This window comes from Streptomyces sp. NPDC094032, assembly GCF_040303965.1.
In the GTDB taxonomy this organism is placed as follows: domain Bacteria; phylum Actinomycetota; class Actinomycetes; order Streptomycetales; family Streptomycetaceae; genus Streptomyces.
This window is the reverse complement of sequence record NZ_JBEOUE010000002.1, coordinates 314,814-328,459: the sequence shown is the minus strand read 5'-3', so window position 1 is coordinate 328,459 and position 13,646 is coordinate 314,814. Positions and strand designations below refer to the sequence as shown.

At 72.7% G+C, this 13,646-nt stretch carries 10 protein-coding genes; 4 read left to right on the top strand and 6 right to left on the bottom strand.

The window, feature by feature from the left end:
• Together ABTZ54_RS04490 and ABTZ54_RS04485 are read right to left on the bottom strand one after the other, a co-directional pair.
• Entirely contained in the window at window positions 1-1,050 is a 1,050-nt protein-coding gene (locus ABTZ54_RS04490) for a Zn-dependent alcohol dehydrogenase (protein ID WP_351657118.1), read from the bottom strand.
• A gap of 2 nt (window positions 1,051-1,052) precedes the next feature.
• A complete protein-coding gene (locus ABTZ54_RS04485; RefSeq protein WP_351657117.1) occupies window positions 1,053-1,979 on the bottom strand; it encodes an SDR family oxidoreductase in 927 nt (308 codons plus the stop codon).
• A 100-nt stretch (window positions 1,980-2,079) separates the two neighbouring features.
• On the opposite strand from ABTZ54_RS04485, the gene ABTZ54_RS04480 reads away from it, so the two are divergent.
• On the top strand, window positions 2,080-3,018 hold the full coding sequence (locus ABTZ54_RS04480) for a cyclase family protein (RefSeq protein WP_351657115.1): 939 nt from the start codon (window positions 2,080-2,082) through the stop codon (window positions 3,016-3,018).
• A gap of 180 nt (window positions 3,019-3,198) precedes the next feature.
• On the opposite strand, the gene ABTZ54_RS04475 is transcribed toward ABTZ54_RS04480, so the two are convergent.
• The 4 genes from ABTZ54_RS04475 to ABTZ54_RS04460 all read right to left on the bottom strand — a co-directional run bounded on the left by ABTZ54_RS04475 (window position 3,199) and on the right by ABTZ54_RS04460 (window position 7,237).
• Window positions 3,199-3,633: an ATP-binding protein gene (locus tag ABTZ54_RS04475; RefSeq protein ID WP_351657113.1), complete on the bottom strand. Its 435-nt coding sequence runs from the start codon at window positions 3,631-3,633 to the stop codon at window positions 3,199-3,201.
• A 366-nt stretch (window positions 3,634-3,999) separates the two neighbouring features.
• Complete coding sequence (locus ABTZ54_RS04470; protein ID WP_351657110.1) at window positions 4,000-4,905, bottom strand: acyl-CoA dehydrogenase family protein; 906 nt, start codon at window positions 4,903-4,905, stop codon at window positions 4,000-4,002.
• A gap of 8 nt (window positions 4,906-4,913) precedes the next feature.
• Window positions 4,914-6,047, bottom strand: a complete 1,134-nt coding sequence (locus tag ABTZ54_RS04465; RefSeq protein WP_351657107.1) for an acyl-CoA dehydrogenase — start codon at window positions 6,045-6,047, stop codon at window positions 4,914-4,916.
• Window positions 6,047-7,237 (bottom strand): amidohydrolase family protein, encoded by a 1,191-nt coding sequence (locus ABTZ54_RS04460; RefSeq protein WP_351657104.1) that lies wholly within the window; start codon window positions 7,235-7,237, stop codon window positions 6,047-6,049. Before ABTZ54_RS04460 ends, ABTZ54_RS04465 begins: the two co-directional genes overlap by 1 nt.
• Window positions 7,238-7,370: 133 nt before the next feature.
• On the opposite strand from ABTZ54_RS04460, the gene ABTZ54_RS04455 reads away from it, so the two are divergent.
• From ABTZ54_RS04455 to ABTZ54_RS04445, 3 genes are all read left to right on the top strand, one after another.
• Window positions 7,371-8,870 (top strand): class I adenylate-forming enzyme family protein, encoded by a 1,500-nt coding sequence (locus ABTZ54_RS04455; protein WP_351657101.1) that lies wholly within the window; start codon window positions 7,371-7,373, stop codon window positions 8,868-8,870.
• Between the two features lie 216 nt (window positions 8,871-9,086).
• Window positions 9,087-10,724, top strand: a complete 1,638-nt coding sequence (locus ABTZ54_RS04450) for an ABC-F family ATP-binding cassette domain-containing protein (RefSeq protein ID WP_351657098.1) — start codon at window positions 9,087-9,089, stop codon at window positions 10,722-10,724.
• 165 nt (window positions 10,725-10,889) lie between these two features.
• A complete protein-coding gene (locus ABTZ54_RS04445) occupies window positions 10,890-13,610 on the top strand; it encodes an ATP-binding protein (RefSeq protein ID WP_351657096.1) in 2,721 nt (906 codons plus the stop codon).
• Window positions 13,611-13,646 lie beyond the last annotated feature (36 nt).

Below are 13,646 nucleotides of genomic sequence, written 5' to 3'. Positions count from 1 at the left end.
TCAGAAGGTCAGCACCCCCCGTGCCACCTTCCCCTGCTCCGCGTCCTCCACCGCGCGCGCGAACTCCTCCACCGGGTACGTCGCCGTGACGAGTTCGTCGAGGAGGAGGCGGCCGGAGAGGTAGAGGTCGGCGTAGAGGGTGATGTCCTTCTGGGGGCGGGAGGAGCCGTAACGGCAGCCCAGGATCGACTTGTCCAGGAACATCGCGGCGGGCAGGAAGGTCGCCTCGGCCTTCGGGGCGGTCATGCCGAGGAGGATGGCCTGGCCGTGCCGGTCGAGCAGCTCGATCGCGGTGCGGACGAGGCCCGTGTGGCCGACGCATTCGAAGACGTGGTCCGCGCCGGTGGGCAGGATCTCGCGTACCGCGTCCGTCGACGTCAGGAAGTGGGTCGCGCCGAAGTCGCGGGCCACCGGCTCCTTCGCCGGGTTGGTGTCGACGGCGACGATCGTCGTCGCGCCCGCGATCCGGGCGCCCTGGAGGACGTTGAGGCCGATGCCGCCGGTGCCGATGACGACGACGGTCTCGCCCCGGTCGACCCTGGCCCGGTTGAGGACCGCCCCGACGCCGGTGAGGACGCCGCAGCCCATGAGGGCGGCCGAGGTCAGCGGGATGTCCGTGGGGATCTTCACCGCCTGGACCGCCTTGACGACGGTCCTCTCCGCGAAGGAGGAGTTCGACGCGAACTGGAACAGCGGCTGCCCGTCCCGCGAGAACGGCTGCTTCGGCATCCCGATGGCCTTGCGGCACATCGTCGGACGCCCCCGGTCGCAGTCGGCGCAGGCCCCGCAGTTGGCGAGGGTGGACAGCGCCACGTGGTCGCCCGGCACGACATGGGTCACGCCGGAGCCGACCGCCTCGACGACACCGGCGCCCTCGTGGCCGAGGACGACGGGCGCCGGGAAGGGGATCGTGCCGTCGACGACCGAGAGGTCGCTGTGGCACAGCCCGGCCGCCGCGATGGCGACGAGCACCTCGCCGGGCCCGGGGTCGCGGACCTCCAGGTCGTCGACGACCCGGACCTGCTTCCCGTCGAAGACGACGCCTCTCATGGTCAGCCCTCCTTACGGGAGTTGGGGCGGTCCCCGGCGGCCGCCGCGCGCGCCATCTCCTCCAGCTGCTGGAGCAGCGGCATGGGGTCCACCCCGACCGTGCCCGGGAGGAAGTCGGCGATGCGGTCAGGCGTCCAGGCGCCGCCCTCCGCGTATCCGGCGCGCAGTTCGCGGGGCTGGGCCCAGACGGCGATCTTGGGGCCGGCGATCGTGTAGACCTGCCCGGTGATCTTCTCGGCCCTGGCCCGCTCGGAGAGCAGGTAGACGACGAGCGCGGCCACGTCCTCCGGCTCGCCGATCTCCTTGAGCGTCATGGGCACGTTGGCCGACATGCGGGTACGGGCGACCGGAGCGACCGCGTTGGCCGTGACCCCGTACTTGTGGAGGCCGAGCGCCGCCGAGCGGACCAGCGAGATGATGCCGCCCTTGGCCGCCGAGTAGTTGGCCTGCGCCACCGAGCCCTGGTGGTTGCCGCTGGTGAAGCCGATCAGCGTGCCGCTGCCCTGGCGGCGCATCACGGCGGAGGCCGCCCGGAAGACGGTGAAGGTGCCCTTGAGGTGGGTGGCGACGACGGGGTCCCACTCCTCCTCGGACATGTTGAAGAGCATCCGCTCGCGCAGGATGCCCGCCACGCACACCACACCGTCGATCCGCCCGTACTCGGCGAGCGCCACATCGACGATCCGCTGCCCGCCGGCCATCGTAGAGATGTCGTCGGCGACGGCCACGGCCGCCCCGCCCGCCGCCTCGATCTCCTTGACGACGGACTCCGCGATCTCGCTCGTCGGCTCCCCGCCCTCGATGGAGACCCCGTAGTCGTTGACCACGACCTTCGCGCCCTCCGCCGCGCAGGCGAGGGCGACCGCGCGGCCGATCCCCCGCCCCGCGCCCGTCACGGCCACGACCTTCCCTGCCAAGAAGTTCCCCACGTCCGGCCCCTTCCCGCGGTTTCTGACGACCCGTTAGATTCGTGCGTCGTCAGGATTCTACGGCCCGTCAGATACCGGAAAACAAGACCCCGGAGGCCCGATGTCTTCGCCCAGCGCACTTCCGCCGGAATTCCACGAGATCGCCAAGCGCGTCAACAACTGGGGCCGTTGGGGCCAGGACGACGAGATCGGCACCCTCAACCTGATCACCGACGAGGTCGTCCGCGAGGCCGCCGCCACCGTCCGCACCGGCCGCCGCGTCCCGCTCGCCGTCCCCCTCGAACAGGACGGCGTGCAGACCGGCATGATCCCCGGCCGGGTCAACCCGCTGCACGTCATGGTCCAGATCAACCAGGAGCTCTTCGGCCCCGGCACGGTCGCCACCTCCGACGACGCCGTGACCCTGGGCCTCCAGGCCGGCACCCACTGGGACGCCCTCACCCACGCCTCGCACTCCGGGCGCATCTACAACGGGCGGCCCGCCGCCACCATCACCGCCCACGGCCGCGCGGAGTTCAGCGGCATCCACACCGCCCGCCACCTGGTCGGCCGCGGGGTGCTGCTCGACGTCGCCGCCGCCAAGGGCGTGGACCGGCTGCCCGGCGACCACGCCGTCACGCCCGAAGACCTGGACGAGGCGGCGGAGTTCGGCGGGGTCACCGTACGCTCCGGCGACATCGTCCTCGTACGGACCGGGCAGATCCAGGCGTATCTGGCCGGGGACAAGCACGGCTACGCGTTCCCGTCGCCCGGTCTGTCCGTGCGGACGCCCGAGTGGTTCCACGCCCGGGACGTGGCGGCGGTCGCCAACGACACGCTCACCTTCGAGATCTTCCCGCCGGAGATCGAGAACCTGTGGCTGCCCGTGCACGCCCTCGACCTCGTCGAAATGGGAATGCTCCAGGGCCAGAACTGGAACCTCGAAGAACTGTCCACAGCCTGTGCACAAGAGCGGCGGTACGCGTTCCTGCTCTCCGCGATGCCCGAGCCCTTCGTCGGCGGCACGGGCACACCCGTGGCACCGGTCGCCGTCCTCTGAGCGTCGGCCGAACCTCGCGACGGCAGACGGCAGGGGTGGCGGCGCGCTCGCGCGCGCCCCGAGCACGGCACGGTTCGCCGCCACCCGTCACGACCCGCGCTCGCCCAGGGGCATGCCGCCCCTCGACTCCCCTCGCCGTACGAATCGCTCACCCAAGGGTGAGCAATCCACCACGAACCGTCAACAGTGCACCCGGGAGGGTGAGCCCTGGGCGAGCGGCTCCTCGGCCGGCGCCCGGTCCACCTCGCACCAGATGCTCTTGCCGGCGCCCTCGCGCTCCCAGCCCCACCGGTCGGCGAGCCCCTCCACCAGCTCCAGGCCGCGCCCGTTGGTGTCGTCGCCCTCCGCGTGCCGGGGCTTCGGCGGACGTTCGCTGGTGTCGGCCACTTCGACCCGCACCCCGCCTCCGCCGAACAGCATCCGCAGCACGGCCGGACAGCCCGTGTGGACCACCGCGTTGGTGACCAGCTCGGAGATGAGCAGCACCAGCGTGTCCGCCAGCGGCTCGTCGTCCCCTATCCCCGACCCGGCCAGCCTCGAACGCGCCCATCGCCGGGCGCGTCCCACCTCGGCCGGATCGGGTCCGACCTCCAACTGAACCTGAAGCACCTGCACCGTTCACACCATCCGAACCGGCGTCCTCGACGACCTAACGGAACGTGATTCCCTTGTGGGACAGCATGGTTGACGTACAGTCACCGCAACAAGCGCTTCGGGCATATTCCAGCGCGAAGGAGTACGCATGGTCCATACTGTGCGACGCACGCCGCAGGGAGTCGAACAGGGGCGCGTATGAAGCCGCCACGGGGTGCGAGCGGCGGGCATTCCCGACCGCGGCGCCGCCACCGGGGCGGCACCGGTGCGATCCGGGCCCATAAGCACTCGCATCCCACGGAGCGTACCGGAGCCGGGACCCGACTCCGGCCCGTGACGGCCCCGCCGAAGGACACAACACGGTATCGACACTCCGTGACCCCCTCACTACAGCGAGCTCGCCACCAGCTCCTCCGCCGCCGCCCCCGAGAGCCCGCGCTCGGCCCGCACCCAGGCGCGTTTCAGATGCAGATGCACGTCCGCCTCCCAGGTGAAGCCCATCCCGCCGTACACCTGGAGGCAGTCCCGCGCACACCCCACCGCCGCCTCGTCGGCGAGCAGCCGCGCCCCTGCGATCTCGACCGGATCACCGGTGACAGCGGCGGCATACACGGCGACCCGTGCGACCTCCGTTCGTACGAGCATCTGCGCACACAGATGCTTGACGGCCTGAAACCCCCCGATCGGCTGCCCGAACTGCTCCCGCGTCCGGGCGTAGGAAACGGCGAGCTCGGTGGTACGAGCGGCGGAACCTAGCTGCTCGGCGGCGGTGAGGAGAGAGACCGTCGCTGTACCCGTTGTGGGCAATCGTTCCGCAGGGCGGAACGGGTGGGCACAACGCCCCGAGCCGGGTGCCCTATGCAGGGGGGTCAGCGGGTCCACCGACCGCACCGGGACGGCTCCCGACGCATCTCCCTCCACCACATCCGCCGCCTCCAGCCACTCCACGAGCCCGCTCTCATCGACAGCGGTCACCACAACAACCCCCTCCGCCGCCCCCGGCACGGCCCCCGCCGCCAAATGCGTCGCAATCAACGGCCCCGGCAGCAACACCCTCCCCGCCTCCTCGAAGAGGAGCACCGCCTCGGGCAGCCCGAGCCCCACCCCGCCCTCCTCCTCCGGCAGCCGCAGCGCGAAGAACCCGGCGTCGCCGAGCTCGCGCCACAGCTCCCGGTCGAGCACACCCCCGCCGTCCACGGCCGCCCGCAGCGCCTCCCGCCCGAAGCGCCGGTCGAGGAGCTCCCGTACACCCCGCTTGAGCGCCCGCTGGTCCTCGGTGAGTCGGAAGTCCATGGTCGGCTTCACCGGCCCTTCGGCAGGCCGAGGATGCGCTCGGCGACGATGTTCTGCTGGATCTGCGAGGTGCCGGCGGCGATCGTGTACGAGAGCGAGGACAGCCGGTCCTGGTTCCACTCGCGGGCCAGGTCGAGCGCCTCGGGCCCGAGGACCGCGGCGGCCGCGTCGTACAGCTCCTGGCGGGCGTGCGAGTAGCGCAGCTTGAAGACGGAGCCGCCGGTCCCGGGCACCCCGCCGCTCGCCTGCGCCTCGCTCACGTTCCACTGGGTGAGCCGCCACAGCGCCTGGAACTCGGCGCCGAGCCGCCCGAGCCGGCGGCGCAGGACGGGGTCGTCCCAGCGGCCGTTCTTGCGGGCCGTACGGGCGAGTTCGCCGAGCACGCGGCGGCAGGCGACGACCTCGCCGACGAAGGCGGTGCCGCGTTCGAAGGAGAGGGTGACCATGGTGACCCGCCAGCCGTCGTTCTCCTCGCCGACCCGGTTGGCCACCGGCACCCGCACCTCGTCGAGGAACATCTCGGCGAACTCGGTGGACCCGGCGAGCGTCCGCAGCGGCCGTACGGTGATCCCGGGGGCGTCCATGGGCATGGCGAGCCAGCTGATGCCCCGGTGCTTGGGGGCGTCGGGGTCGGTCCGTACGAGGAGTTCGCACCAGTCGGCGGCCTCGGCGTGCGAGGTCCAGATCTTCTGCCCGCTGACGACGTACGCGTCCCCGTCCCGTACCGCACGCGTGCGCAGGGCGGCGAGGTCGGAGCCCGCCTCGGGCTCGCTGAAGCCCTGGCACCAGACCTCGTCGCCGCGCAGCACGGGCTCCAGCCAGCGCGCGCGCTGTTCGGGCGTGCCCTCGGCGGCGATGGTGGGCCCGGCGTGCAGGAGGCCGACGAAGTTGGCGCCGACGTAGGGCGCGCCCGCGCGTTCGGTCTCCTCCAGGAAGATCAGGCGCTGGGTCGGCGAGGCGTCCCAGTGGACGTGCCCGTACCCGGCGTCGTAGAGCCGCCGCTGCCAGCCGCAGTCGTACGCGCGCCGGGCCGGCCAGTCGAGCGGGTCGGGCTTGGGCGGCAGGCCGGGCAGCTCGGCGGCGAGCCACTCGCGCAGCCGGGCTCGGAACGCCTCCTCCTCCTCGGTGCAGGCGAGCTCCATCAGACGATTCCGAGGTCGAGCATGCGGATGGCGTTGCCGCGCATGAGCTTGTAGACCGTCTCGTCGTCGAGGCCCTTGACGTGGTCGAGGGCGACTTCCTTGGTGTGCGGGAAGGTGGAGTCGACGTGCGGGTAGTCGGTCTCGAAGGTGGCGTTGTCGCGGCCGACGACGTCGAGCGAGGCGATGCCGTGCTTGTCGCGGAAGAAGCAGCAGAAGATCTGCCGGTAGTAGTACGTGGAGGGGGGCTCGGGGATCAGGTCGCGCACCCCGCCCCAGGCGCGGTGCTCCTCCCACACGTCGTCGGCGCGCTCCAGGGCGTACGGGATCCAGCCCATCTGGCCCTCGCTGTAGGCCAGCTTGAGGCGGGGGAACTTCACCAGGACGCCGGAGAAGAGGAAGTCCATCATCGACGCCATCGCGTTGTTGAAGGAGAGGGACGCCTGGACGGCGGGCGGGGCGTCGGGCGAGGCGGCGGGCATCTGGCTGCTGGAGCCGATGTGCATGTTGACCACCGTGCCGGTCTCCTGGCAGACGGCGAAGAACGGGTCCCAGTAGCCGGAGTGGATGGACGGCAAGCCGAGGTGGGTGGGGATCTCGGAGAAGGTGACGGCCTTCACCCCGCGCGCCGCGTTGCGCCGGATCTCGGCGACGGCGAGGTCGATGTCCCAGAGCGGGATGATGCAGAGCGGGATGAGCCGGCCGCCGCTGTCGCCGCACCACTCCTCGACCATCCAGTCGTTGTAGGCGCGGACGCAGGCGAGGGCGACCTCCTTGTCGTGCGCCTCGGCGAAGGTCTGGCCGCAGAAGCGGGGGAAGGTGGGGAAGCAGAGGGAGGCCTCGACGTGGTTGAGGTCCATGTCCTTGAGCCGCGCGGCCGGGTCCCAGCAGCCGCGCCGCATCTCGGCGCGGGTGATGCCCTCCAGGGTCATGTCGTCGCGGTCGAAGCCGACGGCGGCGATGTTGCGCTTGTACGGGAACTTGAGGTCCTCGTAGATCCACCAGTCGGTGGGCGGGCCTTCGGGGTCCATCGTGATCTGGTACTTCCCGGCGACGTAGGCGAGCTCGCCGATGCCGGCGGTGAGGGGCTTGGGGCCCCGGTCGCGGTACTTCGCCGGCAGCCAGGTCTCGAAGAGGTGGGCCGGCTCGATCACGTGGTCGTCGACGCTGATGATGCGGGGCAGTTCCGTCATGGAGCCTCTCCCATTTCTGATGACCCGTCAGATCCTGTGGAGCCAGGCTAGCCCCGCACCCCTGGACCGACAAGCGCCGGACCTCTACGCTCACCGCCATATCTGACGGAACGTCAGCCATGAGGAGTACGGGATGAACGAGACCGCACACGCCCTGGGCGAGTCCCGCACGCTCTGGGAGCTCGTCGAGCGCCGCGCCGCGCTCACCCCCGACCGGCCCGTCCTGCTCCAGGGCGACCGCGCCCTCACCTTCGGGGAGCTGCGCGAGCGCGCCGAGCGCTGCGCGGCCGGGCTGTACGGGCGGGGGGTGCGCGCCGGGACCGTCGTCGCCTGGCAGCTGCCGACCCGGATCGAGACCGCCGTCCTCTCCTTCGCGCTGGCCCGCCTCGGCGCCGTACAGACGCCGGTGATCCCGTTCTACCGGGACAAGGAGGTCGGCTTCGCGCTGCGCGAGTCCGGCGCCGAGTTCTTCGCCGTGCCCGGGGTCTGGCGCGGCTTCGACCACACGGAGATGGCCCGGCGGCTCGGCGCGCGCGGCATCCTGGAGGCGTACGACGAGCTGCCCGACGGCGACCCGGCCGTGCTCCCGCCGCCGCCCGCCTCCGGCACCGACGTGCGCTGGATCTACTGGACCTCGGGCACCACCTCCGACCCCAAGGGCGTCCTGCACACCGACCGCTCCCTCATCGCGGGCGGCTCCTGCCTGGCCCACGCCCTGCACCTCAGCGACGCCGACGTGGGCTCGATGGCCTTCCCGTACGCGCACATCGCCGGACCCGACTACACGGTGATGCTGCTCCTGTACGGATTCCCGGCGGTCATGTTCGAGCACTTCGCGCTGCCGGAGGCGCTGGAGGAGTACCGCGCGCACGGCGTGACCGTGGCGGGCGGCTCCACCGCCTTCTACTCGATGTTCCTCACCGAGCAGCGCAAGCGGCCGGACGAGCCCGTCATCCCCACCCTGCGGCTCCTCGCAGGCGGCGGCGCGCCGAAGCCGCCGGAGATCTACCACGCGGTCGTGCGCGAGCTGGGCTGCCAGCTCACCCACGGGTACGGCATGACGGAGGTCCCCATGATCACCATGGGCGACCCCGGCGACACCCCCGAGAACCTGGCCACCACCGAGGGCCGCCCGCCCGCCGGCATGGAGATACGCGTCACCGCCGACGGCGAGGTCCGGCTGCGCGGCGAGGCCGTCTGCCGGGGCTATCTCGACCCGGCGCAGACCGCCGCCGCCTTCGACGAGGACGGCTTCCTGATCACCGGCGACGTCGGACACCTCACCGACACCGGGCACCTCGTCCTCACCGGGCGCATCAAGGACATCATCATCCGCAAGGGGGAGAACATCTCGGCCAAGGAGATCGAGGACCTCCTCCACGAGCACCCCGGCGTCGGCGACGCGGCCGTCATCGGCCTGCCCGACGCGGCGCGCGGCGAGCGCGTCTGCGCGGTGGTGGAACAGCCCGAGGGCGCCGAACCGCTCACCCTGGAGGGGGTGACGGCCTTCCTGCGCGGGGCCGGTCTGTCCGTCTTCAAGCTGCCCGAGCAGCTGGAGCTGGTGGAGGCGCTGCCCCGTAACGAGACCCTGCGGAAGGTGCTCAAGTACAAGCTGCGGGAGCGCTACTCCTAATTCCGTGCCGGAAGCGGGCGGTCCTGTTAGCCTCGAAAAGGACGTCGGAAGGGCGTCGACCGTACGACGAGGAGTGGCGGACATGGCGGGTGACGACGACATCTCCGGGTGAGACCCGGATGTGACGACCACCGGAGAGGCGCGTTTCGTGCGCCGCCGCAGTGGTCTCTCAGTCGTCCCCTTTTCCTCTCCTCCCTCCCGTACGAGGTCACATCCATGTCTTCCGCGTCTTCCGCCTCCGTCGTCGCCTCCCACCTCTCCTTCTCGTGGCCCGACGACACCCCCGTCTTCGACGACCTGTCCTTCGCCGTCGGCACCGGACGTACCGGCCTGGTGGCCCCCAACGGCTCCGGCAAGAGCACGCTGCTCAAGCTGATCGCCGGCGTCCTGCGCCCCCGCGCGGGCACGGTGTCGGTGGACGGCACCCTCGGCTACCTCCCGCAGAGCCTTCCGCTCACCTCCGGCCTCACCGTGGCCGAGGTGCTGGGCGTCGACGCGATCGTCCGGGCCATCGACGCCGTCGAGTCCGGCGACGTGGCCGAGGAGCACTTCACGGCCATCGGCGACGACTGGGACATCGAGGAGCGCACCCGCGCCCAGCTCGACCGCCTCGGCCTCGGCGACCTCGCCCTCGACCGGCGCCTCGGCACGCTCAGCGGCGGCCAGATCGTCTCCCTCGGACTCGCCGGGCAGCTCCTGAAGCGGCCCGATGTGCTCCTGCTCGACGAGCCCACCAACAACCTCGACCTGGCCGCCCGCCGCCGCCTCTACGACGTGCTCGGCGACTTCACGGGCTGCCTCCTGCTCGTCAGCCACGACCGCGCCCTGCTCGACCGGATGGAACGCATCGCCGAACTCGACCGGGGCGAACTGCGCCTCTACGGCGGCGACTTCACCGCCTACGAGGAGGCCGTACGGGCCGAGCGCGAGGTCGCCGAGAAGAACGTGCGCAGCGCCGAGCAGGAGCTGAAGCGGGAGAAGCGGGAGATGCAGCAGGCCCGCGAGCGCGCCGAGCGGCGGCAGAGCAACGCCGCCCGCAACCTGAAGAACGCGGGCCTGCCGAAGATCTTCGCCGGGAACATGAAGCGCGGCGCCCAGGAGTCGGCGGGCCGGGCAGGCCAGACCCACGCCACCCGGGTCGGCGACGCCCAGGCCCGGCTGGACGAGGCGGGCCGGGCCGTGCGGGACGAGCAGCGCCTCACGCTCGACCTGCCCGACACCGACGTCCCCGCCGGGCGCACCCTGTTCGTCGGCGAGCGGCTCCAGGTGCGGCTCGGCGACCGGCCCGTGTTCGCGGAGCCCGGCGTCGCCCTCACCGTCCGGGGCCCCGAGCGCATCGCGCTGACCGGCCCGAACGGGGCGGGCAAGAGCACCCTGCTGCGCCTGCTCGGCGGCGACCTCGCCCCCGACAGCGGGGAGCTGCGGCGGGCCGACGGGCGGATCGCCGTCCTCTCCCAGCGCCTGGACCTGCTGGACCCGGAGCGCAGCGTCGCCGAGAACTTCGCCGACTTCGCGCCGCATCGCCCGGAGGCCGAGCGGATGAACCTGCTCGCCCGCTTCCTCTTCCGCGGCGCGGGCGCCCACCTGCCCGTGGCCGCCCTGTCCGGCGGCGAGCGGCTGCGCGCCACCCTGGCCTGCGTCCTGTACGCCGACCCGGCGCCGCACCTCCTGCTCCTCGACGAGCCGACCAACAACCTCGACCTCGTCAGCACGGGCCAGTTGGAGTCCGCCCTCAACGCCTACCGGGGCGCCTTCGTCGTCATCAGCCACGACGAGCGCTTCCTCCGGGAGATCGGCGTGGACCGCTGGCTGCGCCTCGCCGACGGGGAGCTGACGGAGGGGGCTCCCGCCTAGACCACACGGGTCCCCAGCTGCGTGAAGGGCACATGACAGCGAGATCAAGCTCTCTCACGCCAGAGATCACGCCGTTTCCCGGGTGATCGGCCGTCCGACGCCGCCCAAGGGTGAAGATCGAAATCCCCGGAGGTCAGGACGACGAGGCGAAAGGGGTGGGGACGCATGCTCTTGGAGCGAGAGGCAGCACTGGGCGCGGTCTCGGCGGCGGGAGCGGCGGCGCGCGCGGGCAGAGGCCGCTGGGTCCTGCTCTCGGCACCGGTGGCCGGCAGCGGGCGGACCGCGCTGCTGGAGGAGGCGGTACGGCGGCAGACCGACGGCGGCGCCATGCAGGTGAGACGTGCGCGTGGCGTCCCCGAGGAGGCCGACTTCCCCTTCGGGCTCGTCCGGCAGTTCCTCTCGGACGACGAGGTGCTCCCCTTCACGGGGCTGAGCGGGCCGGAGGAGCAGCGGCTGTGCCACACGCTGGTGACCCGGCTGGGCCGGGCCGCGGCCGAGCAGCCCGTGCTCGTCGCGGTGGACGATCTCCAGCACGCCGACGAGGTCTCCCGGCGCTGGATCGGCTACCTCGCGCGCCGCATCGCCGACCTCCCGGTCCTGCTGGTGGTCACCGAGTGCGCCACGCCGTCGGCGGTGGCGCCGTTCCCGCCCTCCTCCGGTACGTCCGTCGTCCTCCCCCCGCTCAGCGAGTCCGCCGTCGGCCGCATGGCCCGGGAGGCCGGCCTCGACCACGAGTCCACGGCGACCTGCGTCGCGGCGAGCGGCGGGAACGCGGCCCTGGTGCGGGCGCTCGTCTCCGACCTCGCGGAGGGCCGGCTCTCCCGCCCGCCCGCCGCCCCGTCGCCCAGCCGGTACCGCGACACGATCGCCGAGTGGCTGGGCCGCAAGGTCGATCCGTGTTCGCGCCACGCCTGTCTGACCCTCGCCGTCGCGGCCGAGGGAGGCTTCCACACCGACCCCGTGTTCCTGCGCAGGCTCTCCGGCCTCTGCTCGTCCGACCGTTCGTCGTGCGAGCGGTCGCTGCGCCGACTCGGCAGGCTGCTGAGTCATCCCCTCGCGAGGGAGGCCGTTCTCGCCGCGGCGGAGCCGGGAGAGATCACCGCGCTCCGCATCCGGGCCGCGGAACTCCTCGACGAGGGCGGCGCACCCGCGGCGGCCGTGGCGGCGGGGCTGCTGCGCCTGGACCAGCCGGGCGAGACCTGGATGGTCCGCGCGCTGGACGAAGCGGCGCAGGACGCGGTCCGCACCGGTCAGGTGGCCGAGTCGGCCGCGTACCTGCGCCACGCGCTGAGCGGCCCGCTCGATCCGGAGCGGCGCGCCGACCTCACCGTACGGCTCGCCTCGCTGGAGCTTCCGCACAACCCGACGGCCGCCATCCGCAGGCTGCACACCGGCCTTGAACTGCGTTCCGACCTCCGGGAGCGGGCGACGACGGCGACCGCGCTCAGTGCGGCGCTCGTCGCGAAGGGGGACACCGGCTCCGCGTTACGGGTCCTGCACCAGGCCGGTCGCGCCGCCGACGCCGAGCTGGTCCAGGTGGTGCAGGCGCTCGGCGCCCTCATCTCCTCGCACGACAACGATGCCTGGCGCACCGCCATCGCCGGGCTGCGGGCCCTCGCCCCGACGGCGGCCCCCACCATCGAGCCGCTCGTCTGCGGACTGATCACCGAGTACGAGGCCGGAGCGGGCCTCTGCTCGGCGGCCGAGGCGGTCGACCGGGTCCTCCCCCGGCTCGCCCTGCCCGTACACCCCCAACTGCGCACCGCCTGGCTCGGCAGCGCCGCCACCCTGCTCCAGTGGGCGGACCGCCTGGACGAGGCGGTCGCGTTGACGGGCTCGTACCTGCCGGCCACGCCTGTCCCCCCGGATCTCACGGACGCGGGCACGCAGTGCCTGCTCAGCGTCCGGGCCGAAGCGGCCCTCTGGGCCGGAGCGTTCGACCGGGTCATAGCCGAGAACGGGCCCTTGGTGGAGGCGACCGTGGGGCAGGGGGTCCGGCTGCCGCATCTGACGGCCATGGTGGCGCTCGCGCGGTACGAGACGGGCGGGCTCCGCGAGGCGTGGCGGACCGTGAACCTGGTCGGCCCGCCGCCCGTGCGCGACAGCTCCTGGGAGTGGAGCGAGGTCCGATACGCACGGGCCCTGCTGCACGCGGCGGACCAGGACTGGGAGGCGGCCCTCGACGACTACCTGGCCTGCGGGGCGGGTCAGCGCGCGCATGACTTCGTCAGCCCCGTCGCCACGCCCTGGCGGTCCGGAGCGGCGATCGCCCTGGTGCGGCTCGGGCAGCGGGAGGCGGCCCGCGAACTCGCCGAGGAGGAGGAGCGCCACGCCCGGACCTGGGGCACCGCCCGTACCGTCGGCCGGGCGCTGCGGGCGGTCGCCGCCGCCGTGGGCGGCAGGAGGGCCCTGTGCGCGCTGACCGAGGGCGCCGAGCTGCTCAGGGCGGGCCCCGCGCCCGTGGAACTCGTGGAGACCCTGGTCGATCTGGGAGCCGCCCACATCGAGGCGGGCAACCGGCGCAAGGGCCGCGAGGCACTGCGGGAGGCGCACGCCGTCGCCCTGGGGCTGTCCGCTCCCGCCGGCGGGAGCGGGGAGCCCGGCGGTGCCGCGCGGCTCGTCCTGATGGTGGACGACGCGCTGCGCGCGGCCGGGGCGCGGAAGAGGAGCGGCGACCACACCCTGTCCCTCGCCGAACGGCGGGTGGCCGAGCTGGCGGCCGGGGGCCGGACCAATGTCGAGATCTCCGCGGCGCTGTGCCTCACCCGCCGCACGGTGGAGACGCACCTCACCCACGCCTACCGGAAGCTGCGCATCGTCCGGCGCGCCCAACTGGCCGCCGCGATGGGACGCGAGGAGCCGGCGGCGGACCCGGGGGACCGGTGAGGGGGACGCGCGTCCGCCCCGGCGGTGACGGTCGCC

Bases quoted from the DNA above. Each gene is read 5' to 3' on its own strand.
- ABTZ54_RS04490 (WP_351657118.1), bottom strand. From the start codon at position 1,050: ATGAGAGGCGTCGTCTTCGACGGGAAGCAGGTCCGGGTCGTCGACGAC.
- ABTZ54_RS04480 (WP_351657115.1), top strand. From the start codon at position 2,080: ATGTCTTCGCCCAGCGCACTTCCGCCGGAATTCCACGAGATCGCCAAG.
- ABTZ54_RS04470 (WP_351657110.1), bottom strand. From the start codon at position 4,905: ATGGACTTCCGACTCACCGAGGACCAGCGGGCGCTCAAGCGGGGTGTA.
- ABTZ54_RS04465 (WP_351657107.1), bottom strand. From the start codon at position 6,047: ATGGAGCTCGCCTGCACCGAGGAGGAGGAGGCGTTCCGAGCCCGGCTG.
- ABTZ54_RS04460 (WP_351657104.1), bottom strand. From the start codon at position 7,237: ATGACGGAACTGCCCCGCATCATCAGCGTCGACGACCACGTGATCGAG.
- ABTZ54_RS04455 (WP_351657101.1), top strand. From the start codon at position 7,371: ATGAACGAGACCGCACACGCCCTGGGCGAGTCCCGCACGCTCTGGGAG.
- ABTZ54_RS04450 (WP_351657098.1), top strand. From the start codon at position 9,087: ATGTCTTCCGCGTCTTCCGCCTCCGTCGTCGCCTCCCACCTCTCCTTC.
- ABTZ54_RS04445 (WP_351657096.1), top strand. From the start codon at position 10,890: ATGCTCTTGGAGCGAGAGGCAGCACTGGGCGCGGTCTCGGCGGCGGGA.